This window comes from Vibrio sp. HA2012, assembly GCF_002812955.1.
Taxonomy (GTDB): domain Bacteria; phylum Pseudomonadota; class Gammaproteobacteria; order Enterobacterales; family Vibrionaceae; genus Vibrio.
The window spans coordinates 134,914-156,935 of the sequence record NZ_PFXK01000005.1; the positions used below are offsets into that span (position 1 = coordinate 134,914).

The window sequence follows — 22,022 nt, forward strand, 5'->3', positions numbered from 1 at the left end:
CATTTTCCTTTTTATTGTTATCTTATACTGGTTTCGCCAGCGCGAAATTCTTTAATTGCCTGATAGCTTGGCAGCACATCCCCGGCATTTGCATGCAGCTGTTCAGCTTCTGCGGAGCCAACGGATTTATGTACTTCCAACTGGGCAATTTTTCTTGCCACGACCAGCTTAGCCAACTGTTTCCGGCTCAGTTCCAGAACCATAGTGACATCGTTACTGACTGTTTTTGATGTCGCTTTTTCAATCTCTGTCGGGGTATGTTTCTGAACCTGAAGCACTTTTACGGCCATTAAAACCGGAGAGACAGATACCGACTGATAGCCTCTTACCGTATTTTCATTGGCCAGATTCTGATCCGTCGAAGACAGCGCCACGATATCAACCAGACTCCCCTGACCAATAACACCTCCGATCATGGTTTCTGGTTCTACTTTTATCGCATAAGGCACCATGCCTTTTGCCGTTGTCAGTTCAATATATTCCGGTTTATCAGGCGTCACAAAATCACTGTTAGTGACCCACTGTCCGGACTCCAGCGCCAGACCGGCAACCATACCTTTAACAAACTGAATACTGGTATCACTCACCAGACCATGTTTATTCGCTTCGGCTTCAGGTACCAGCCTGGTTTCCAGTTCCCGGGACGTTACAACCTGACCCGGCTGAAGAGCGGTATTGGTTAACCAAATCCGTAACTGTTTCGGCGCAGCTTCTGTGACTGCCGGCGAATTCTCCTGAGTATCTAAACTGCCGGATAATCCATATAAGCCAGCCCCCATTGCAATCACCGCAATAGGGAGCAAAATTTTTAAATTCATAGTCACCTCATTAGAGAGAGGCTAAAATTCCTAACCAACAACTGACACTAATTGGAACCCCATAAGGCACAGTAATAAATTCTGTTTTTTTATATTTTGCTATCAGATACGTCATTAATGCAGTGACGCCTCCGGATAACCCAATTAGTATAAAAATCTCTGCCAGATAATCAGAACTCACTGCAGGAAGCAGGGCAATTAACAACTTCGCATCCCCGGCTCCCCACATATGGATATACCAGAGAGCAAATGCTAACGGGCATAACCATATCCAATAAGTAAAATTACCGAGGGAATCGTTTATATAACAAAATGTGGCAACACATCCCAGAACACCGATAACCAGCTTATTGGCTATTAACCGGTATCTGACGTCCTGATAAGAAATCACCAGAAGCAATATTGATATCAGAATAAATAACAGCAAACTAACCTCGATAATCAAACAATAACAATGCTAACTATTAAGATGCACTTGGTAGCTTGCCAGCAATTGTAGTGAAAGCTTGAGAAAGGTTCTTATACAAATCACCATCACTTGAGAAAGCAACACCCACAATACCGGCAATCGCTACACCGATAATAGCGTATTCAATTGCAGTGACACCACGCTGATCCTTTTTGAAATTTTCCAGCGCAATTTTAGCCTTAACGTAAGTTGAAAGAAGCATTTTTTACTCCATCTATAAAAAGTTATATTTAATTTTCCCTTTTCTGACAAAGCAGTAAATATGCTGTGTCAGAATCGGAGCGGAGCATAACATAGATTTTTTTGTTGCCAAGAATTGGTATTACAACTTTGATGTCGGTTTTATTTAAATCCCATGACAAAAAACAATTTATAAACATAATTTAACAATTTAAAAACATTGGATATTTTACTCTAATCAGCACAATTTCGCATATTCAAATAACAAACAAATCAATATATCTTGTTGTTAATGCTAACATAAAAATCCCTCTACTTTTTTGAAACCGATTGCAATTATCCAAATAAAACAGACAGTTATCGAATCATCAATTACGAGTCAGATCACAAACCCATCGTTAATACCACAATATGTCTTATTGTTAAGACGGTACTTATATTTTTAATACACCGAAAAAAATAAGGGGTGTTACCCCCTTATTTGTGATCGCTGGCACTATTTTGACGATATCATTTCTACCCGCCGGTTTTGTCTGCGACCTTCTTTTGTTTTGTTATCAGCAACCGGCTGACTTTCTCCTTTAGACATTGTAGTTAATGTCTGCGGGTCAATACCCTTATTAATTAAATATGTTTTTACCGATTCAGAACGCCTTAATCCCAGTGCCATATTATAGTTTTCTGTGCCAATACTGTCGGTATGGCCTTCTAAAATAAGATTGACTGCCTGCCGCTGTAATTTTTCCGTCAGCGATTGCAGTATATAACGGGCATCTGCCGTCAAATGAGCGCGATCAAAATCAAAAAAAACTCTGGCCAGAATATCACCCTGTTTATATCCCTGCATCTGCCCTTTAGACAGCAGATATTCCGCACACTCACTACTGATACCGGCACGGATCATTTCCTGAACCACCAGTTCAATCGTGGCCTGATAAGCACTCGGAGAAGAGATTAAATAAAATGGGCCGCTGTTCAAATTGACCTGAGTAGCCCCGCCAATAACGATGCTTTCTTCAAATGCGACATCCTTCTTGGCGCAATAATAGTGCAGTGCCCGGTTTATATCGTCATTGCTCTCAGCGGCAGAAACAGATAACCCGGCTGTCGATGCCACTAATACCATAATTCCGTATAGTAAGTTTCTTGCTTTCATTAGATTCCCGCCTCTGTTAAATGCCCGATTTCTTCTGTAATTAACTGCAGAATGATCGATAATATTTCATCGCTGTTTTGTGCCTGGTAGGCATTATCGGTTCCGACACAATTCAGCAGAGCCTGATTGGTCGAAATATCATAATCAAAACCTATCAATACAATTTTTGAGGTAACTTCATAATCTTTAGTGGTTATTCGGCTATCCAGCGTATCGGTGATCGTGCTGCACATGCCGGCATTAACCAGTGAAGTGGTAATATCCGGATAATTATCCAGCCCGTCAGACAAAATTATCAGCAACCTTCTCGGATTATCCCCTTTATCCGCCATCTGAGCCCCACGGATCAGTCCTTCATATGACGACGTTCCCCAGTCAGGGTAAAATGATGCAACTTCACTATTAAAAACAGCAAAATCAGTGGTCGGTTCCAAATCATAGAAATAAGCGCCATTAGGATCAAAAAACAGCTTATCCGCTTCATTCAGCCAGATATCTTTGTCATCACAGTCCGTTTTTTCCACAAAGATATTACTCACCGTATCTGTAGCGCTGTCATTGATATACTGGTTGTACTGACACATATGGGCAATCGTTCCCACTTCATCAACCCAGTATGGGGTATACCAGCCGGCTTCATACCCGCTCACATTTTCAAGGCTCTCCAAAGACTGGGTAACCGAGTTAAAACCAACATAAGCCACCGTACTGTCATCCAGATTTTTCAGACCGTTATACTGAGCGACATAATCCGTAACATCTTCAATAATATCAACCAAATCCAAGTACTTAGCCTGCGTTCCTCCCGACCAGGAATCGTTCATGGTATCGGAGAAATCAGAGATAAACACAATATCAATCGGGTGATTCTGATATTTTCTGGAACGACCATCCGACTGGACGTTATAGCTGTCACCAAAGGTATCATCATCTTTAAAAATGGTTTTATGTTCTGTTGTCGCATCCACCTTAAACTGGAAAAAACGCGGATCCCCCGCATCTATCCCATCAAGACATTCCTGAATGTCTTCACACTCAGATTTGGAGATACTTAATGCTGCTATTTGGGTCATATCCTGCATATAATCAGTAATATAAGCCGTTGCTATATCCCGGTTCCGTTGCCAGCCTTCTGAACCAGCCTCATTAGAATTGTTTTCTGCCGCCACCGCCAGACTGGCTATCTCCAGCGCATCGTCCAGACGGGCTTCATTCTGCATAATTCTGGCTCCATCAATAGCCATACTAAACAGGCTGAACAGTACCGGAGCCATAATGACAAAAATAATTGCCGCATGGCCTGTTTGTCTGTGCCGGTAGCCAGAAAATTGCCCCCTGCAGATTCTGTTCATCATTACCTCCCCAGTGCCACCGAGGTGGAACTGACTGTGGTAAACCCGTTATCCAGCAATCCCATCACCAGATTATCTGTCTCATAACAGAGAGTAACCCGGTACAGAGGGCTGTTATACCCGAGCGTAGTGGTAATTCTTAATGCATTCTCTTTTTGGCTAAGCGTCGGGCTAACCGTGCATGTTTGTCCCCGGTCAAAAATCTGCAGCGTATTCGCATTAACCGTTGTATCGTCAATCGAATCATCATAAGTCTGCTCTTCCAGATGCATACCAAAACGAGAAGCTTCAAATGTCCCTGTCGTCCGGCTTAAAGAGTCACTCACAGCGGTATAGACCAGATCTACATCTCCATCCGTCATCTGATCTTCATTGCTATATAACTGGGTTCGCTCTTTAACAATACTGACCGCAGAGTATGAGAGCCGATCCAGCTTGCCCTTCATCGAGATTTTAATAATCGCATCCTGAGCAAAGGCAAGCAGTACCCCCAGCAGTAAGCCCACAACTGCAAATTCAATCGCAAATGCACCCTTTTGCCTAGATCTCAAATTTGTCTCTTTCATATTCCTGCACCACTATAATTTCACGGGCAAAAACAGAGCTATTCTGTACAAAATAACCAAAAATACTGTTGTAATCGTAGCTGATGTAGTAGATAGCCAGAGCCTTATCAGTTTCCGGACCATCACAGACACCCGACGGACTCTGACAAACCCCGGTTACCGACTGCAGAGCTGACAGGTCTTTAACATAGCGAACCGTGGCAACAAAACCGTCCGTATCCACAAACTTGCTCCAAAAATGATTACTGTCCACCAACACATTCTCAAACGCTTCCTGGTACTTATCCGTCCCTTTCTTCGCGGAACGGGACGCTTCTGAAATGGCAAGATCGCCGATAGCCGTCACATAAGAGATGTAGCTCATCTCCGCCCACGCCGCGATAAGCAACCAGAAAGCAAAGAAACCCAGTGCAAATTCGATGGAAGCGACCCCTTTTTGCCATGCCCGTCCGAATGTCCGCTTAATGGCTTTCATACTCAGGACCTCTTTCTACCTTCACCTGTAAGAGTGCTGCTGAAGTCTCTTCACTATCTGCACTTATCTCTTCAGAAGCACCATGACTGCCAGTGCTGCTCATCCCTCTCAGTTTCAGAAAAATGCTCTGGATCTGCTCTTCCGGATAATGCTGCTCTTTCAGTATCTCTCTGACAGCCTGATATTTCCCGAGTTTGGAATATGCTATCAGCAGGTTTGACGTCACCTGTCTGTCACCTTCCGACTTAACATACAAAGGTTGCAGCTTCTGTACTGCAGCAGCATAGTTCTCTTCTATCAGATCCAGTACTGCTAAGTTGTTCTTAATAATCGCATCATCGTAATAGTCCCTGCGGGCGGCCAGGAAATGTGCCCTTGCGGAACTCAGTTTCCCCCGTTCCGCCTGAATCAGCCCCATCAGGTTTTCAGCCTCCGGATAAGACGAGCTGAGTGATAGTGCCGTCTGCGCATACTGATAAGCCAGAGTATAGTCTGCAGACAAGTAAGCCACCTGAGCTTTCAGGAAGACAATCTCTGCCGCGTATTGCTCATCCATATCCACTTCGGCAAGATGAAAAGCGGCTGATTCGGTATCCCCGGATTCAAGATAGGCTTTAATCAGCTTAATGCGCAGCTGTGTTGAAGGCCGCTCTTTTAACTGCTGTTTATAAAACGTGATCAGTTGTTCCCTGCTGTCGGTACTCCGCAGAACCTGCTCTCTCGATTCAGCACTCATCTGCTCCGCCTGCGTCTGTACAGATGAACCATCAGAAGCACATCCGGACAGCCACAGAAGAACCAGCAATACAACAAATATTCTGCCCATAACGCCTAGCCCCCCATCATTCGCATGACACCCGGTGCTGTGATTAGAATAACAATCGGGATCATAATAAACAGGATCAGTGGCACCGACATTTTTGCCGACAGCTTACCGATCTTCTCTTCCAGATTAAGCATCTGCACTTCACGGATATCCACTGCCAGCGTTGTCAGAACAGTATAAATAGAGGAGCCGTACTGCAGGCTCTGATTCAGTGTCATCACAAAGCTGCGGATCTCCGTTGTCGGTACCCGTTTGTACAGTTCTTCCAGTGCCTGTTCCAGCCCGACAATATGGGCACGATCATTGGTGCGTTTCAGCATATACGCCAGATCCCGGTCAAACCCGGCCATTTCCTGCGACAGATAGCTCATCGCTGCTTCAATCGTCATCCCCGTCTGAACACAGACCCCCATCAGATCCAGTAGATAAGGAAGCTGATTAGACAGTTTCTTCTGCAACGATTTGGTGCGCATATCCAGATAGGCATCCGGAACGATAATGGTCACAATAGCCCAGCCGACAACAGCAACGGCAAGTTGTACTGTCGTCATACCAAGGTAGATTCCTGCTGTCGCGATCAAGGCTCCACCAATAAGAAGAAGTAAGTACTTACCTGACAAGTAGAGATGAGCAAAGCGGGTATTATAAAATCCGGCAGCAATAAATTTCTCCGCCACATCCTTATGCGAAGCAGCAAACAGGTTGGTGACATACTTAGTGACCTCTTCGGCAGTCTGCACATCCGACGCCTTACTGGTCGCCTTTTCACTCAGTCCGAAACGTCTCAGCCGACGGCTCCGCCTGAACTGCTCATAACCGACATACACAAAGCTGGAGAGTCCAACCACCACAAACCAGATCGCCAGTATCAACTGGATATGGCTTTGACCCAGCCAGAATAGGAGCTTATCCATTACCTCACCCCCTTCATCAGTCCCCAGACAATGCTGATACCAATAAACTCACTGATTAACAGATAATACAGAATGGGCTTGCCTGCATCGTTGGTCATAACAAACTCATAGTTCTCCGGACTGATGTACTGCATCATGATCAGAAAAATAAAAGGAATGGAAGCTACGATCTTGGCCGACATCCGAGCTTCGGAGGTCAGGGCATATTTTTTCTTGTCTATCGCCCGGGCATTAAACATCAGCCGGTTAAGCCGGGTCATGACCTCTTTCAGTTGTCCGCCGCGATGCATATTGGCCCTCAGCGTGATCACAAAGAAGTGAAATGAGGGATAAGGAAAACGCTGACAGGATTTTTTAAACACTTCATCCGGGGTATCCCCCATTTGCAGCCTATCACCCATTACTTTAAATTCAGCACCAACATCTCCGTCCAGAGTTTTTCCCACATACATAATGGCATGCATAATACTTTCACCGGCAGAAACCGCACTGGTCAGAATATTCAGTGCATCGGGAAAGGCTTCCTCAAACCGTTGCTGTTCCCGTTTTTGCAGCCAGTTATGCCCCAGATAAATACCAATAGCGACAATAATCGCCACCACCAGATATTCATTACCCCGGATAAAACGATAATTGATTTCACCTCCGACAAAGATCAGTAGCGCAATAAAGCTAACCAGTTTAAGAAAGGCATATTTACCCAGCTGTTTGCTCAGATTATGCCGCTTATCCGCCATCCTCTGCCGGAACGTCCGCTCGGTCAGAGTACTGAAGTCAACAGCCTGATCATCATTCGCCAGCGAATAGACCCGAACCGTTTTGTTGTAGGCTTCCAGATAATTGTGTTTTTTCCTGCCGCTGAAGAGACCAATCAGAAGCAGAAGAATACCAGCACCGACCAATACGAGATAAATCATATGTACCCCCTAGCCTGAAACAGCGAATCAAGCTGCTCCGACAGGCCGAAGAACCGGGCTTTTTCCACCAGCACTGACCGTTTCATCAGTCCGGCAGTAATGAAGTTGCCTTCTATCCGGTCTGAATCCGGTGTCACTTGACCCGGTTTAAAGCGGAAAATTTCTTCCATTACCACGCTGGAGCCTTCCAGACCAACCACTTCAGTAATGCTCATGATTTTACGGCTGCCATCATGCAGACGACTGATCTGAATGACCAGATCAATCGCACTGACAATCGTTCTTCTGATCGCATCCAGCGGCAGGTTATTGGTGGCCATCATAACCATAGACTCAACCCGAGCCAGCGCATCACGCGGCGTATTGGCGTGCAAAGTCGACATAGATCCATCATGACCTGTATTCATTGCCTGCAACATCTCGAATGCTTCCGGACCACGACACTCCCCGACGATAATTCTGTCCGGGCGCATCCGCAGAGCGTTGATCACCAGATCGCGCTGCTTAATAGCTCCCGTATTCTCGATACCGGCCGTACGGGTTTCAAGACGCACCACATGTGGTTGCAGCAACCTGAGTTCCGCTGCATCTTCAATAGTGACAATCCGTTCCTTATCGGAAATATACTGAGAAAGCGCATTCAGCATGGTGGTTTTCCCTGAACCGGTTCCTCCGGAAATCAGGATGTTTAACCGACAGCGGGAAGCAATCATCAGCAGTTGCGCCATTTCATCACTCATGGTGCCGTAACTGATCAGCTTAGGGACATCAATCGCCTGTTTTTTAAACTTACGGATAGAAATAGAAGTACCATCAATAGCGATAGGCGGGATCACGATATTCACCCGACTACCGTCAGCCAGACGGGCATCACACAGAGGCTGAGAATCATCTACCCGGCGACCGATCCGGCCAGCAATCCGCTTAGCAATATCCATCACCTGAGCTTCATCAACAAAAGTAACTTCGGATTTTTCCACCAGCCCGTTACGTTCGATATACACATTATTGCAGCCATTCACCATAATATCGGTAACCGACTCATCTTCCATCAAAGGCTGGATTGGCCCCAGACCATGCAGTTCATCCACCAGACTTTTAACAAATTCATTGCGCAATACAAGAGGAACCGGCAGTGATTCTCTGTCCACCAGCATCTCTACCGCTTTGGACAGTTGTAACCCCAGTTGTTCATCATCCAGTCTCTGGATCGCTTCAGGATCGAGCGCATCAAAAATTTGCCTTCTGAGCGTCTTATAGAGTTCCTTGGTTTCACTCATAACGACCTACCTGTGCATAAACGGAAGACGGAGACCTTTCTTCGTTTCCTCTCCCACAATTAATGATACAAGTCGATAAAGCGCTTTTTCCGGCTTGCCTCCGGACTGGCTGATCCGCTTATTATCCAGAATCATTGCATCAAGTTTTTTGATATACGGGATGACAATGTCAACCGGCTGATGCAGGTACTTCTCAGCTTCTTCCAGACTGACCGTTGCAGCAGAGTCAGGAACTACACAGTTCATCACCATGTACATACGGCAGGGCACATTTTCCTTATCTTCCATCATGCGCTGTTTGATCCGTGCCGCTTCCCTGAGTGCCGAAACCGTTGGAGAAAAAACCAGGATCAGGCAATCGGACAGTTCCACCAGCTCTTTGTGATCAAATCCCTGCTGAGCGATAGCTGATAAGTCCTCGACGATAAAGTTCACATTCTCCGCCACCTGAGAAGCCACTGTTTTGGTGTACTCTTTAACATCCGCATTCCCCATTCCGGCTGTCGGCGTCAGAGACAAAACAGAAAGCAGCTTGGTATGTTTATTCAGCATACTTTGCGCGGAGGTAGGATCCAGAGTTGTGGAAAACGACCCGGCTCTTATCAGACGTTTTTCGAACTTTTCCATCCCCAGCATGATATCCAGATTACCGCCGTGATAATCGTTATCGACAACAACGCATGACGAATTTTTCTTCTCCGCCAGCAGATAACCGATCTCACTACACAGGAAGGTTGTGCCAACCCCACCTTTACAGCCCAGCACGCTGATCTGCTTCGCCTTACGCTTTTTGCCTAATCCCTTATGGCTGTGGCGGTTATCATGCACGCTGATCACAAACTCAATCAGCTCATGCTTGGTAATGGGCCAAAACAGATAGTAAAAGCCCATCTGTTTCAGGTTACGAATAGTAGAAATTGCATCTTCGCAGCCGATGACAATCACAGAAGCATCGTTCGGTAATAAATGGCTGATACGTTCAGCATCCCGGCTGATATCTCTGCTTTCATTCAGCTCAATAATCACAATCTCAATGTGCTCATTACGCACATGTTCTTTTATCTGTTCATCGGAATTAATCAGCAAAGCCGGAGGAACCAATCCTTCGAAACGATAGGCTTCTTTCACCAGAGACTGACACTTTTCTGTCTGATAAAAGAGTACAGAAGTAATCTCTTTTTGTGCTTCGCTATGCTGGCTGTCACTTTTTTTCAGGATATCTACCAGATCAAACATACCTTACCCTCCCCTGCTACGGCTGTTCCTGAGGTACAGAAACCGGATCCGCTATTCTCTCTGCCGGACTCAGCATCTTTTCAGGAGCAACCATGGACTGCCAGCGGGCACTATCGGTATAGCAGCCCTGTGCAGACATCCCGTAATTCCCGATCTTTTCATAGTCACATACTTCAACAACCGCACGATGTACCACTGTCTGAAGCTGCATATCAAATGGTACCAGCTCCATCCCCTGCGGAGCTTCCTGCAGGTGAAGTTTCGTTTTATCTATCCCCAGCCCCAGCAAATACCGGTAATAGTTATCCGCCAGAGTTTTGCCCTTACCGGTATACCAGAGCATACGTACATTCTGGGTCGTCACCTTATTCCAGTGGCTCTGTACATAGGTATCCAGCTCCTGACGTGCCTTCTCTTCCTGACCCTGTTTAATACTGATACCGATAGAGTAAGTCACCGGCACCAGTTGAATTTCAGCCCCTTGCCTTTCCGCAATATGATCAACACACCCGGTCAGGGACGCAGATATTCCGAGTAGCACGGATACTGTGAATAAATGTCTCATTGTTTAAACCCTCCGCTGGCCAGAATCTGATGAGCCCACATACCTTCGGCTTTGTCGTATGTACCATCCAGAGCGAAGAAACGACGCAGGGTTGGTGTTTTTTCCATCGTCGGCAGTTGTACCTGAGACGGACGCAGAGGCTGAACCAGATTCACAGTGGCTACAATAATCAGCTCGGTTTTGGTTCTTTCTGTTGCCGTATGCCGGAACAGTGCGCCTAAGATAGGGATATCACCGATAAAGGGAATGCGTTGCAGCGACTCTCTGTCTTCGGTACTCAGCAAACCGCCCAGAATAAAGCTCTGGCCGTCACCCAGCTCTACCGTTGTTCTGGCCCGCCGGGTTTTCAGCGCCGGTAAATCATAACTTTCGCTGCTGTAGGTGTTATCCAGCGCACTGACCTCGGGCATCAGTGACAGCTTGATTTTGTCATCACGCAGCACCTTAGCCATTAGTTCCAGACGCACACCGTATTCGCGGTAATAAATGTTAGTACCACCATCGATAACGGTGACGACCGGAATTTCCCCACCGGCAAGGAAACTCGCGGTCTCACCGGATATTACCGACAGATTGGGTTCAGCAAGCACCTGGCCCACATTGTCATCACCAATAGCGGTGATAACAGAGATAATATCGTCTGCACTAAAATTATTGATATAGTCGACAAATACACCGCTGGACGCACTGGCGGATCCCAGCTGGATACCAAACTCTTCCAGAAAAGAGTGGGTCACTTCAGCAATAGAAAGCTTCACATTAACCTGTTTGGTGGTACTGACCTCGATATTGTTTACCAACCCTTTAAACTTATAGCGGCGCATGAAATCCATCTCATAGTCTTCATCACCCAGATCCCATTCAATCGTTGTGACTTCTGCTTCTTTGCCCAGTAATTCACCAACCAGATTATAGATATCCTCTTTCTCCTGCTCTGTCGCAACCGAACCGGTCAGAACAGCCTGATCGCCCAGGTTATAGATATCGATATCCGCATCAGGAAAACGCAGTTGGATCTGCTGCTGAACCGGCACAAAGCTTTTATTGACGATCAGTTTCCGGGAAACCAGCGTGTTGCCTTCTTCATCAAAAATCAGCAGAGAAGCATTACCGATTTTCTTACCGAAAAATACTACCTTATCTTTTTCGATGACCTGATAATCAGCCACTTCCGGGTTGGAAATAAATACAGAGCCAATTTCTGCCGAAGCCTGAATCGTCTGAGCATCACCTTCTGACAGATTCACAATACGCGCTGCGGAGACGGGGAAAATACACAATAGCAGAGCAAGGATGCCCCCGCGGAGTAGCGAAACAAGTGAACGAATATAAACATGAGTATCCATACCACTTTACCTTTATTTGATTACTGTAATGGGGTTACCAAAGCTGCGGTAATCTATTTAACTGAAGCACTGCCCGCCCTGAATTCTTTTATCGCCCGATAGGTAGGCAGAACATCCCCGGAATTCGCCTGCAACTGCTCAGCCTGCTTCTGGCCGATGGATTTATGTACTTCCAGCAGCGCTATTTTTTTCGCAATCACCAGTCTGGCGATCTGCCTGCGCGATAGCTCCAGGATCAGACTGACTTCCACGGTAGCAGGAGAGACCTTGGTCGCCGGTTTCTCTTCTTTCTGCACCTTAAGTACCCGAACAGCCATCAATACCGGAGAAATGGAAATATTCTGAAAATCTTTTACCTTGGTATCTGTAGCCAGATTCTGAGTAAGGGAAGAAAGTGCGATAATATCGACATAACTACCATGGGTGATTACCCCGCCGACAATGGTGTCGGGATCCACCTTAATAGCATACGGCACCATATCTTCTGAGATGGTCAGCTCGATATAGCGCTCCTGCTTAGGCGTTACAAAATGGGTCTTGGTTACCCATTGCCCGGCGGTAAGTGTCTCACCGGAAACCATGCCCTCAACGACAGGAAGAGTGATATCAGGAATAGTCCCTTCTTCATTTTCAGTCATGCCGTGCAAGCGGGCTTCATCATAAGGCACCATTTGTGCGTCAAGCAGTTCAGCAGTAACAAGCTGTCCGGGAAGAAGATCCTGATTAACCGTCCAGATCCGCACGGTTTTTATTTCCACCCCGGAAGACACTTCACTCTGAGGCTCGTCAGTTGAAGGGATGTTCGATGTTAATATGCGTCCTGACAGGCCATACAGGCCGGCACCGACCGCAATAAGAGCAACAGGCACTAATATTCTGAGGTTCATAGTGTCACCTCACTATCAGAAAGATTAAATAATCAGACAACTACATATATAAACAATATCACTATGCAGTTTAAATATTTTGACGATAACATGTCGATGAACATGGAAATAAAACATATTCATCGACCCAGATAAAATCCCATGAACATATAAAAAAGATTATATTTTACTCATAGAATAATAATTCTAATTTATCATCAGACTTTAATTAAGCCCACTAATTGTAGTTGAAATAGCTGTTATTGCAGAAGTTAGCGCTGTTTTCAGTACATTTGTTTCACCACCAAATACAGCGGCAACCAAGGCAGCAATAGCCACGCCAATAACTGCATATTCAATAGAGGTAACGCCCCGTTGGTCCTGGGTGAATGTCTGAAGTGCAAGCTGCATTTTTACATAGATAGAAGTAAACATAATACGCTCCGGTGTATCTGATTAAGGAAATGAGCCTATTTGCAGTGAATGAATTCAAATAAACCCGCCCTTACCAAAAGGCTAGTTTATAAAATTATTAACAGCAACGTTTTTTGGCTCGATATCAAACTTTATTCCTACCTTTTTACATAAGTTAATGTTTGTATTAATAATTTAATCAATAATTGGTTATGATAATGATTATTAAATACAAATATAAAATTTAAGAGGTATGAATATACTGTTTCTAAACAGCCATTTAATTAAAGTTCTTTTTTATATTATTATCAATAAGAGCTTTTTATGATTAGAACCATGTTCAAAAAAATAAATACAGGCTTTTATTTATCAATAAGATAGAATTAAAATTCTCACTTATAAGACATATGTGCACTGTTACAGATCAAGATATAATAGATAAAAATATCGTTTTCAGCTCATTTTTTCTTAGTGATAAGATACATTATAAGTTATTGTTATATCAATATATTAAAGTAAAATCGATTACATCAGCTGCGGTTCAAACAGGGAAAAGGTCGGGTTATCCTGCTCAGAAGACCATAAAGCGATAAAATGGTGTGTTTTAATACAAACCTCAGGCAGAAAAAGAAGGGATTGGTGATATAAAAAGCCCCGCAACAGACTGGCGGGGCTTGGATACGTTTCGCAGCAGCGAAGACGACAATAACGTCAGTAATGACAGATTATTTCGCTTCTCTTGCCGCTTTTACTTCTGCGATAACCGTTTCTGCCACGTTTTGTGGACATGGTGAGTAGTGGCTGAATTCCATAGAGAACTGACCACGACCAGAAGTCATAGTACGCAGGTGACCGATATAACCGAACATTTCAGACAGAGGAACGTCTGCTTTAATGCGAACACCAGTAACACCAGCTTCCTGATCTTTGATCATACCACGGCGACGGTTAAGGTCACCGATTACGTCACCAACGTGATCATCAGGAGTAAATACATCAACCTTCATGATAGGCTCAAGAAGTTGTGCACCTGCTTTAGGCATAGACTGACGGAATGCACCTTTTGCTGCAATTTCAAACGCAATTGCAGAGGAGTCCACTGCGTGGAAGCCACCGTCAAACAGTTCTACTTCAACGTCCAGTACAGGGAAGCCAGCCAGCACGCCCTGATCCATCATTCCAGCAAAGCCTTTTTCAACTGCAGGCCAGAATTCTTTCGGTACGTTACCACCAACAACGGATGAAGTGAACTTAAAGCCGCTGCCTACTTCGCCTGGTTTGATACGGTAATCGATCTTACCGAACTGACCAGAACCACCAGACTGCTTCTTGTGCGTATAGCTGTCTTCGATTGCCTGAGTGATAGTTTCACGGTAAGCAACCTGTGGTTTACCCACTTCCAGTTCAACGCCATAAGTACGCTTCAGGATATCGACTTTGATATCCAGGTGAAGTTCACCCATACCTTTCAGGATGGTTTCGCCTGAATCTTCATCAGTCTCAACCTGGAATGATGGGTCTTCTGCAACCATCTTACCAATCGCGATACCCATTTTCTCTGTTGAACCTTTATCTTTAGGCTTAACAGCGATTTCGATTACCGGAGTAGGGAAGATCATTGGTTCAAGAGTACATTCATGCTTAGGATCACACAGAGTATGACCAGTCTGAACGTTCTTCATACCAACAACAGCGATGATATCACCAGCTTGTGCAGAGTTGATTTCGTTACGCTCGTTAGCGTGCATTTCAACCATACGGCCGATACGTTCAGTTTTGCCTGTTGCAGAGTTAAGGATTGTGTCGCCTTTCTTCATCACACCAGAGTAGATACGGATGAAAGTCAGAGCACCGAAACGGTCGTCCATGATCTTGAACGCAAGCGCACGTAGCGGCTCATCAGCAGATACAGTAGCTACTTCGCCAGTTGCTTCACCTGTTTCAGGGTCAGTCAGATCCTGAGGATCAACTTCTGTTGGTGATGGCAGGTAATCTACCACGCCGTCAAGCATTGGCTGCATACCTTTGTTTTTGAACGCAGAACCACAGAAAGTCGGGAAGAAGGCCAGATCACGAGTACCTTTACGGATACAACGCTTGATGTCTTCAATTGATGGTTCTTCACCATCCATGTAAGCCATCATCAGTTCATCGTCCTGCTCAACCGCAGTTTCGATCATCATTTCACGGTATTCAGCCGCTTTCTCTGCGTATTCAGCAGGGATTTCTTCGATGGTGTAATTTTCTGGCAGACCTGATTCATCCCAGATCAGTGCTTTTTGATTCAGTACGTCGATAACGCCTTTGAAATCGTCTTCAATACCGATAGGAAGAGTCATAACCAGTGGGTTTGCACCCAGAACGTTCTTCACCTGGTCTACTACACGGTAGAAATCTGCACCCATACGGTCCAGTTTGTTTACGAAGATCAAACGAGCAACTTCTGAATCGTTTGCATAACGCCAGTTAGTTTCTGACTGAGGTTCAACACCACCAGAACCACAGAATACACCAACACCACCATCAAGAACTTTCAGAGAACGGTAAACTTCAACAGTGAAGTCCACGTGTCCCGGAGTATCGATGATGTTCAGGCGGTGGTCTTTCCAGAAACAGGTAGTTGCCGCAGACTGGATTGTGATACCACGTTCAGCTTCCTGCTCCATGAAGTCAGTAGTTGCAGCGCCGTCGTGTACCTCACCAGTACGGTGGATCTTACCAGTTAGCTTAAGGATACGCTCTGTAGAAGTAGTTTTACCCGCGTCTACGTGAGCAAAAATACCAATGTTTCTGTATTTTGATAAGTCAGTCATTGTCTTACTCTGTTAATAAGGTATAAATTGCGCGCAGAGTATATCATAATCTACTGAGACTGATACCCTTGCGTGCAGATGAATAAAAAAAAATTTACGCCGCGATCTGTCTATCATCCAGCCTTAAAAATATAGTACATCGTCATCCCTGCGAAGGCACTGACGAGTGTGATGCGTGGGCACAAAAATCCTGAAATAAAGAACATAATTACAGTTCATCAAAAGCTTCTATCGCTTCGGACAGCTTCTTCACTCCATGGATCTGCATGCCGTCAATACCACCTTTGGGCATATTCGCAGCCGGAACAATCGCCTTTTTAAAACCGTGCTTAAACGCCTCCATCAGACGTTCCTGACCACTAGGAACCGGACGAATTTCTCCAGCCAGCCCCACTTCACCAAAGATCACCACATCTTTCGGTAACGCCCTGTCACGAAAACTGGATAACAGCGCCATAATTAAAGCCAGATCAGCGCTGGTTTCAGTGACTTTCACCCCACCGACAACATTAACAAACACATCCTGATCAGACATCTGTAAACCACCGTGTTTATGCAATACCGCCAGCAGCAGAGAAAGCCGGTTCTGCTCCAGACCCACGGTCACCCTGCGGGGATTCGCCAATTGGGAGTAGTCCACCAGCGCCTGTATTTCTACCAGCAATGGCCGGGTGCCTTCCCAGACAACCATCACCGAGCTGCCGGAAGTTTCCTCTTCACCACGGGAAAGGAAAATCGCCGAGGGATTACTGACCTCCCGTAATCCCTGCCCGGTCATGGCAAAAACCCCCAGTTCATTCACCGCACCAAAACGGTTTTTATTACTGCGCAAGGTACGGAAACGGCTGTCGTTTCCGCCGTCCAGCAGCACGGAACAGTCGATAATATGTTCCAGAACCTTAGGCCCGGCCAGCGTACCGTCTTTGGTTACATGCCCAACAATAAAGACGGCAACGTTATTTTGTTTAGCGTAACGCGTCAGCGCCGTAGCCGATTCCCTCACCTGTGCCACGCTACCCGGAGAAGACTGAACATCCGCCACGTGCATCACCTGAATGGAGTCAATGACCATGATCCTTGGCTGTTCTTTCTCTGCCACCTGACAGATCTTATCGACATTGGTTTCTGACAGCATTTTCAGATGTTCTTTCGGTAACCCCAGACGCGAAGCCCGTAACGCAACCTGTTGTAAGGATTCTTCTCCCGTCACATACAGGGTCGGCATCTGAGAAGATAGCCAGCACATGGTTTGTAATAAAAGGGTAGACTTACCCGCCCCCGGGTTCCCCCCTATCAGGATAGCAGCACCGGGAACCACGCCCCCCCCCAATACACGATCCAACTCTTTAAAGCCACTGGTAAAACGGGGAACTTCCTGCAGATTGATCTCTGCCAGTGTCTGCACGACGGACTCACCGGCAGCACCGGCATAACCGCTCAGACGTTCATTACGTGCTGCCTGAGGCGAAGCGGCCAATCGTACCTCTGTAATCGTATTCCATGCGCCGCATGCATTACACTGTCCCTGCCAGCGAGGGAAGTCTGCCCCGCAATCATTACATACGTATGCTCGTTTTACTTTAGCCATGTGCTCTCAATCACTTTTTACCGGTTAAGTTTCCGCCGTTACGTCAGCATGTGCACAATATGCACAATGTCGTCATTCTGGTCTATTGTATCTTTTATCATTAAGGGTAAGAATAAAAGCTCAACTTTTGCGTCTTACTGTCGATACGTATAACAAGGGCACACTGTAACAGAAATTTATGCAGCAATCTGAACTTCTCTCGCTGGTCGAAAGACTTATTCCTGTCTATGAATCTGAAGATTTTGAACTTGTTCTGTCTCAGTTGACGGCTGACGCCCCATCTTCCGCTAAAGTACTGGCTAAGATGGAACTGAACCGGATTATGGCACCATGCAGTAAATCCATTGATCTGAGAGGACGAGTTCAGGGAGAATGCCGGGAATATAAGCTGGAGGGGCGGACCCACTGGCTGGATGATGTTGCTATCAACACCTACCACAAAAAAATCAAGCAGTTCGGTGGTTATACAGAAGGAGTTTGGGAAGCACTTTCGAATACCCGTAATAATTTCCGGGTAATGCAACAGCGGGAAAAACCCAAGCAGAATACTTCCCTGACCGATCCTGACAGCCCATTTTCAATAGAAGCTATAAAACTCGGTTATACACTCAAACGGCAGGAAAAACGCCTGAAAATGGCGACTCAGGTAAAAATCACCCTGAAAACGCTGAAGACACTACAAGACATTCATGCAACCAGTGTCGATCTGTCAAATTCCGGTGCCAAACTTAAAGTACCAACAGCATTTAACTATAACCTTGGCGAAACCATACAGGTTCAGTTTGTGCAGCTTGCCGAAACGACCGAGCTGCAAGAGTTGTCCCGTCCGATTGAATACCGGATTATCGGTGTGGATGACTGCCATGAAAACAGCAGTATCCGCTGGCTGAGGATCTTACGACTTACTCAGACTGATATTATCGATCAGGCTATTGATATCCTGCTGGATTCTAATGTAAAAAAAGCCTATCACGATCATCAGGATCAGATCCTTCAGGCACGTAACCACGGGTTTGAATACACATCGATAAAGCATTCTGCCAATTTACCGCTGTTTCTTAGCGGTACAGAACTAAAATTTGCTCTGCTGAATGAAAACAACCTACCTACCTGGGAATACTGGCATGATGAGCGCAATCAACAAGTGCTGGGCTCTCTCCTCACGGAAGAAAGAATCACGGAACTGGCTCAGCCCGGTGTAAAAAACGCCAGTAATATTCTGTATGCCTTTACCCATGAACATAATGGTTATCGCCTGCATTATTCAATGATGATGCCCGAAGCCAGCCGGGAGGAACGCCAGTTGTTCTGGCATGCTGGAGCAAGAAGAGAAAGCTGGAAGGTGTTCCGGGTTTCTGTCTTTGAACTTTCTCCGGAGGAAATCTCTTACTTTTTACGGGCTTTTTCCAGTCAGGAAGATCTGACAGACGGAGATCCGAACCAGAACCTTCTGACCCATGTCTGTATTTTACAGGAAGTGTCAGATACCGAGTCTCGCAGGGATTACCTGCTGACAGAAAAACCAGGGCTGGACAGCAGTGTTCTTAACCGTTTTCGCCAGTCCCGGAAAATCATCGGCTCCCCAAGAAGTATTTACTATGATGCGAAAACCCGCCGCAGTGAACCGCGCTATATGTTCAAATCACCAATAGAACTAAAAGCCGGAGAGAAAAAACTGCAGGGACATACCGTCAACTTCTCTTCCAGAGGACTGTTTGTTCATCTGGAAACGCCACTGGCCTATAAAGCCTATGCGCCAGTTCATGTCAGCTTTAAAGAGCTTCAGCTCTATGATACCGAAGCCCCTCTGACCGATGTGACCTATACCGTTATCCGCATCAGTCCCAACGGACTGGATATACAGCTGGAAATAGCCGACAGCAGTAAAACCAAACGCACCGTCGCCTTTATGAAGAAACTGATTACTCATAATAAAGGCAAACTGACCACCACTCAGGACACACTGCCACCGGTAGAATTACTGACCACAATGTATAATGCGATACTGACCCGTCTGGTCTGTACGCCTTTTTACGTCGCTAAAGTCTCACGACTTATCCGCCCTATCGCTATCGGCGTTAATTTTCCGCTGAGTTCTTATCTGAAGGTACTGGATACACTGGGACATGAAAAGCTCTTCTCTCTGGAACCTATTTTTAAGGGCAGAACCAATACGCTGCTTTCGGTTCCTATGCGCCCGGTTACTCAGGTCAAAACCACCTACCATGAAATGTACATGGCGGTGATAAAAAACGGCAATAATATCGAAGCGGTACACACCCGCCTTCTGGGTGATTTTAAATCACTGAAAGAGCGAATTCTGTTTATCAAAAAAGCCCGTCAGCTCGGCGAACTTTATGTATTGAGGGTATCCGGTGTTCCTGTCACTACCGGAATTACTCAGATTCTGGGGGAACAACTGGAAAATCTGGCTGCTGCAACGATTCACAGAGCCAGAGCACTGGAAAAAGAGTTCAGTTCTATTAACGGTTATGGTGAACTGATCGATATTACCGATGAAGTACTGATCCGTCTGGAACTTACCTGATCACACCCGGTTTTTTTCTCAGAATCAAAGTCAGCAGAACCCCACTGGCGAAACTCAGGAAGATCATAATATACATATAGCGGTCGCTTTTACGGTAATGATGATCAGAAATAGCGGTCACCATGCCTTTTTCAAAGGTGATGCGTACATAACCGATCAATGAGGTATCGTTCAGAATCGGCTCTACCAGTTGTAACCGGCCAATACTGGCTGTTGCCAGCGGCGTATCCAGCCCCAGAATTTCCCGGGCTGAACTGGCATCCTGACTGGAGGCCAGTTTTACCCCTTCCGAATCATAAATAGTGGCATCGAATACCAATCGTTCCGCTGCCAGTTGATCCGCCAGATTCAGTAATCGCTCCTGATCCCCGCTGATAATCATGTCACTGGCAGAATGCGCTGCCTGAGAAGCCAGCAATTTTGTTAAAGTTTCAAGCTGATGAGACTGAATTTTCTCGTTACCTTTGCTGATCACATAACTGTTCTGAGCCATGTAGATAAACATCAGTACCAGAAGAATAATCGCCATTCCTTTCAGGAAAAGACGCAGTGAGAACAGGGATTTTTTCATGAAAACCGTATATCTTTTAAAGTGAGTGATAATATTGATGCTTGCCTTTTTAAATTGCAATAGGGTAACTTTGCTGCATTGCACATTTAACTAACGTAACAGGCAAGGAAGCAGTGACTACTCAAACATTCCATATTCAGAAACGTACAACTCTGACAAAACGATTGCCGGAGACCCGCTTCTCCACTCAAATGGACAAAAACAAGGCAAGCTGGATCATTTTTGCGCCTTATCTATCACCCCAACATTTTGACGATATCGACTTTTTTACCGGCAGCTATAACCCTGTTATTGATATCTGGAAAGTGGGACCTTATGAAGTGGCTCTGATGTCCGAAACCTTAACCTCCGAGCATGAGAACATTCTTCAGGCTCTGCAACTGGATTATGCCTCGCTGGAGCATGTCCCGGATCTGTCCAGACCGGGTCTGATCGTTATGGATATGGACTCCACCGCCATTCAGATTGAATGTATCGATGAAATTGCAAAGCTCGCCGGAGTAGGCGAACAGGTCTCTGCTGTGACTGAACGTGCAATGCAGGGTGAACTGAATTTTGAAGAAAGCCTGCGTGAACGTGTCGGCACGCTGAAAAATGCCGATGAAAGCATCATCGCTCAGGTAAGAGAACATCTGCCGATGATGCCGGATCTGCAGGCTATGATTTATACCCTGAAACAATTTGGCTGGAAAACTGCGATAGCTTCCGGCGGATTTACTTATTTTTCCGACAAACTAAAGCAGGAACTGGAACTGGATCATGCTCAGTCTAACACACTGGAAATAATCGACGGTAAGCTGACTGGAAAGGTATTAGGAGAGATCGTAGGGGCAGAGAAAAAAGCACAGATCCTGCAGGAACTGACACAAAAATTCGGTCTTGATCCAGCAAATACCATTGCTGTCGGTGATGGTGCTAATGACTTAGTCATGATGAATCATGCGGGTCTGGGGATCGCCTATCACGCCAAACCCAAGGTCGAGCAACAGGCACAAACAGCGATTCGCTACAGTGGACTGGGCGGTATTCTGTGTATTCTTTCCGGCGCACTGGCGAAACAACAAAAAGTCAGTTGGCGGGCAAAGCCTTAATCGGCTTATCTTCTCGTTCCCACGGTCTGAA

At 45.7% G+C, this 22,022-nt stretch carries 21 protein-coding genes; 2 read left to right on the forward strand and 19 right to left on the reverse strand.

Going from position 1 to position 22,022, the window contains the following annotated elements:
- Nucleotides 1-17 precede the first annotated feature (17 nt).
- The 18 genes from cpaB (CSW98_RS11005) to radA all read right to left on the reverse strand — a co-directional run bounded on the left by cpaB (CSW98_RS11005) (nucleotide 18) and on the right by radA (nucleotide 17,781).
- Complete coding sequence (gene cpaB / locus CSW98_RS11005; protein ID WP_100800525.1) at nucleotides 18-818, reverse strand: Flp pilus assembly protein CpaB; 801 nt, start codon at nucleotides 816-818, stop codon at nucleotides 18-20.
- 10 nt (nucleotides 819-828) lie between these two features.
- Nucleotides 829-1,245 (reverse strand): prepilin peptidase, encoded by a 417-nt coding sequence (locus CSW98_RS11010; protein WP_157810384.1) that lies wholly within the window; start codon nucleotides 1,243-1,245, stop codon nucleotides 829-831.
- A 37-nt stretch (nucleotides 1,246-1,282) separates the two neighbouring features.
- Nucleotides 1,283-1,489: a Flp family type IVb pilin gene (locus tag CSW98_RS11015; RefSeq protein ID WP_100800527.1), complete on the reverse strand. Its 207-nt coding sequence runs from the start codon at nucleotides 1,487-1,489 to the stop codon at nucleotides 1,283-1,285.
- A gap of 474 nt (nucleotides 1,490-1,963) precedes the next feature.
- Entirely contained in the window at nucleotides 1,964-2,623 is a 660-nt protein-coding gene (locus CSW98_RS11020; RefSeq protein ID WP_100800528.1) for an OmpA family protein, read from the reverse strand.
- Nucleotides 2,623-3,975: a TadE/TadG family type IV pilus assembly protein gene (locus tag CSW98_RS11025; RefSeq protein WP_232733514.1), complete on the reverse strand. Its 1,353-nt coding sequence runs from the start codon at nucleotides 3,973-3,975 to the stop codon at nucleotides 2,623-2,625. Before CSW98_RS11025 ends, CSW98_RS11020 begins: the two co-directional genes overlap by 1 nt.
- A 2-nt stretch (nucleotides 3,976-3,977) precedes the next feature.
- On the reverse strand, nucleotides 3,978-4,526 hold the full coding sequence (tadF, locus tag CSW98_RS11030) for a tight adherence pilus pseudopilin TadF (protein WP_232733515.1): 549 nt from the start codon (nucleotides 4,524-4,526) through the stop codon (nucleotides 3,978-3,980).
- The gene (locus CSW98_RS11035; RefSeq protein WP_100800531.1) at nucleotides 4,516-5,016 is read right to left on the reverse strand and encodes a TadE/TadG family type IV pilus assembly protein; all 501 of its coding nucleotides are present in this window, start codon (nucleotides 5,014-5,016) and stop codon (nucleotides 4,516-4,518) included. The genes tadF and CSW98_RS11035 overlap by 11 nt, the downstream gene beginning before the upstream one ends.
- Nucleotides 5,003-5,842, reverse strand: a complete 840-nt coding sequence (locus tag CSW98_RS11040) for a tetratricopeptide repeat protein (protein WP_100800532.1) — start codon at nucleotides 5,840-5,842, stop codon at nucleotides 5,003-5,005. The genes CSW98_RS11035 and CSW98_RS11040 overlap by 14 nt, the downstream gene beginning before the upstream one ends.
- A 5-nt stretch (nucleotides 5,843-5,847) precedes the next feature.
- Nucleotides 5,848-6,756: a type II secretion system F family protein gene (locus tag CSW98_RS11045; protein ID WP_100800533.1), complete on the reverse strand. Its 909-nt coding sequence runs from the start codon at nucleotides 6,754-6,756 to the stop codon at nucleotides 5,848-5,850.
- The gene (locus CSW98_RS11050; protein ID WP_100800534.1) at nucleotides 6,756-7,673 is read right to left on the reverse strand and encodes a type II secretion system F family protein; all 918 of its coding nucleotides are present in this window, start codon (nucleotides 7,671-7,673) and stop codon (nucleotides 6,756-6,758) included. The genes CSW98_RS11045 and CSW98_RS11050 overlap by 1 nt, the downstream gene beginning before the upstream one ends.
- Nucleotides 7,670-8,953 (reverse strand): TadA family conjugal transfer-associated ATPase, encoded by a 1,284-nt coding sequence (locus tag CSW98_RS11055; protein WP_100800535.1) that lies wholly within the window; start codon nucleotides 8,951-8,953, stop codon nucleotides 7,670-7,672. The genes CSW98_RS11050 and CSW98_RS11055 overlap by 4 nt, the downstream gene beginning before the upstream one ends.
- A 6-nt stretch (nucleotides 8,954-8,959) precedes the next feature.
- Nucleotides 8,960-10,189, reverse strand: coding sequence for a CpaE/TadZ family protein (locus CSW98_RS11060; RefSeq protein WP_100800536.1), 1,230 nt, complete (start codon nucleotides 10,187-10,189; stop codon nucleotides 8,960-8,962).
- 16 nt (nucleotides 10,190-10,205) lie between these two features.
- Nucleotides 10,206-10,754 (reverse strand): hypothetical protein, encoded by a 549-nt coding sequence (locus CSW98_RS11065; protein ID WP_100800537.1) that lies wholly within the window; start codon nucleotides 10,752-10,754, stop codon nucleotides 10,206-10,208.
- Nucleotides 10,751-12,100, reverse strand: coding sequence for a type II and III secretion system protein family protein (locus CSW98_RS11070; protein WP_100800538.1), 1,350 nt, complete (start codon nucleotides 12,098-12,100; stop codon nucleotides 10,751-10,753). The genes CSW98_RS11065 and CSW98_RS11070 overlap by 4 nt, the downstream gene beginning before the upstream one ends.
- A 53-nt stretch (nucleotides 12,101-12,153) precedes the next feature.
- Nucleotides 12,154-12,987, reverse strand: a complete 834-nt coding sequence (gene cpaB, locus CSW98_RS11075; RefSeq protein ID WP_100800539.1) for a Flp pilus assembly protein CpaB — start codon at nucleotides 12,985-12,987, stop codon at nucleotides 12,154-12,156.
- A gap of 204 nt (nucleotides 12,988-13,191) precedes the next feature.
- Entirely contained in the window at nucleotides 13,192-13,401 is a 210-nt protein-coding gene (locus CSW98_RS11080; RefSeq protein ID WP_100800540.1) for a Flp family type IVb pilin, read from the reverse strand.
- A gap of 704 nt (nucleotides 13,402-14,105) precedes the next feature.
- Nucleotides 14,106-16,193 (reverse strand): elongation factor G, encoded by a 2,088-nt coding sequence (fusA, locus tag CSW98_RS11085; RefSeq protein WP_100800541.1) that lies wholly within the window; start codon nucleotides 16,191-16,193, stop codon nucleotides 14,106-14,108.
- 208 nt (nucleotides 16,194-16,401) lie between these two features.
- The gene (radA, locus tag CSW98_RS11090) at nucleotides 16,402-17,781 is read right to left on the reverse strand and encodes a DNA repair protein RadA (RefSeq protein WP_100800542.1); all 1,380 of its coding nucleotides are present in this window, start codon (nucleotides 17,779-17,781) and stop codon (nucleotides 16,402-16,404) included.
- 178 nt (nucleotides 17,782-17,959) lie between these two features.
- Between radA and CSW98_RS11095 the strand changes: the two genes are divergently transcribed.
- The gene (locus CSW98_RS11095; protein WP_100800543.1) at nucleotides 17,960-20,329 is read left to right on the forward strand and encodes a PilZ domain-containing protein; all 2,370 of its coding nucleotides are present in this window, start codon (nucleotides 17,960-17,962) and stop codon (nucleotides 20,327-20,329) included.
- On the opposite strand, the gene CSW98_RS11100 is transcribed toward CSW98_RS11095, so the two are convergent.
- On the reverse strand, nucleotides 20,322-20,900 hold the full coding sequence (locus CSW98_RS11100; protein WP_100800544.1) for a YtjB family periplasmic protein: 579 nt from the start codon (nucleotides 20,898-20,900) through the stop codon (nucleotides 20,322-20,324). The two genes, CSW98_RS11095 and CSW98_RS11100, sit on opposite strands and share 8 nt — an antisense overlap.
- Before the next feature lie 113 nt (nucleotides 20,901-21,013).
- Here CSW98_RS11100 and serB point away from each other — a divergent pair, with 113 nt between their 5' ends.
- Nucleotides 21,014-21,991, forward strand: coding sequence for a phosphoserine phosphatase (gene serB / locus CSW98_RS11105; protein WP_100800545.1), 978 nt, complete (start codon nucleotides 21,014-21,016; stop codon nucleotides 21,989-21,991).
- Nucleotides 21,992-22,022 lie beyond the last annotated feature (31 nt).

Bases quoted from the DNA above. Each gene is read 5' to 3' on its own strand.
- CSW98_RS11045 (WP_100800533.1), bottom strand. From the start codon at position 6,756: ATGGATAAGCTCCTATTCTGGCTGGGTCAAAGCCATATCCAGTTGATA.
- CSW98_RS11100 (WP_100800544.1), bottom strand. From the start codon at position 20,900: ATGAAAAAATCCCTGTTCTCACTGCGTCTTTTCCTGAAAGGAATGGCG.
- CSW98_RS11065 (WP_100800537.1), bottom strand. From the start codon at position 10,754: ATGAGACATTTATTCACAGTATCCGTGCTACTCGGAATATCTGCGTCC.
- CSW98_RS11080 (WP_100800540.1), bottom strand. From the start codon at position 13,401: ATGTTTACTTCTATCTATGTAAAAATGCAGCTTGCACTTCAGACATTC.
- CSW98_RS11060 (WP_100800536.1), bottom strand. From the start codon at position 10,189: ATGTTTGATCTGGTAGATATCCTGAAAAAAAGTGACAGCCAGCATAGC.
- cpaB (WP_100800525.1), bottom strand. From the start codon at position 818: ATGAATTTAAAAATTTTGCTCCCTATTGCGGTGATTGCAATGGGGGCT.
- CSW98_RS11070 (WP_100800538.1), bottom strand. From the start codon at position 12,100: ATGGATACTCATGTTTATATTCGTTCACTTGTTTCGCTACTCCGCGGG.
- CSW98_RS11015 (WP_100800527.1), bottom strand. From the start codon at position 1,489: ATGCTTCTTTCAACTTACGTTAAGGCTAAAATTGCGCTGGAAAATTTC.
- CSW98_RS11035 (WP_100800531.1), bottom strand. From the start codon at position 5,016: ATGAAAGCCATTAAGCGGACATTCGGACGGGCATGGCAAAAAGGGGTC.
- CSW98_RS11020 (WP_100800528.1), bottom strand. From the start codon at position 2,623: ATGAAAGCAAGAAACTTACTATACGGAATTATGGTATTAGTGGCATCG.
- fusA (WP_100800541.1), bottom strand. From the start codon at position 16,193: ATGACTGACTTATCAAAATACAGAAACATTGGTATTTTTGCTCACGTA.
- cpaB (WP_100800539.1), bottom strand. From the start codon at position 12,987: ATGAACCTCAGAATATTAGTGCCTGTTGCTCTTATTGCGGTCGGTGCC.
- CSW98_RS11055 (WP_100800535.1), bottom strand. From the start codon at position 8,953: ATGAGTGAAACCAAGGAACTCTATAAGACGCTCAGAAGGCAAATTTTT.
- CSW98_RS11050 (WP_100800534.1), bottom strand. From the start codon at position 7,673: ATGATTTATCTCGTATTGGTCGGTGCTGGTATTCTTCTGCTTCTGATT.
- CSW98_RS11040 (WP_100800532.1), bottom strand. From the start codon at position 5,842: ATGGGCAGAATATTTGTTGTATTGCTGGTTCTTCTGTGGCTGTCCGGA.
- radA (WP_100800542.1), bottom strand. From the start codon at position 17,781: ATGGCTAAAGTAAAACGAGCATACGTATGTAATGATTGCGGGGCAGAC.
- CSW98_RS11025 (WP_232733514.1), bottom strand. From the start codon at position 3,975: ATGAACAGAATCTGCAGGGGGCAATTTTCTGGCTACCGGCACAGACAA.
- CSW98_RS11095 (WP_100800543.1), top strand. From the start codon at position 17,960: ATGCAGCAATCTGAACTTCTCTCGCTGGTCGAAAGACTTATTCCTGTC.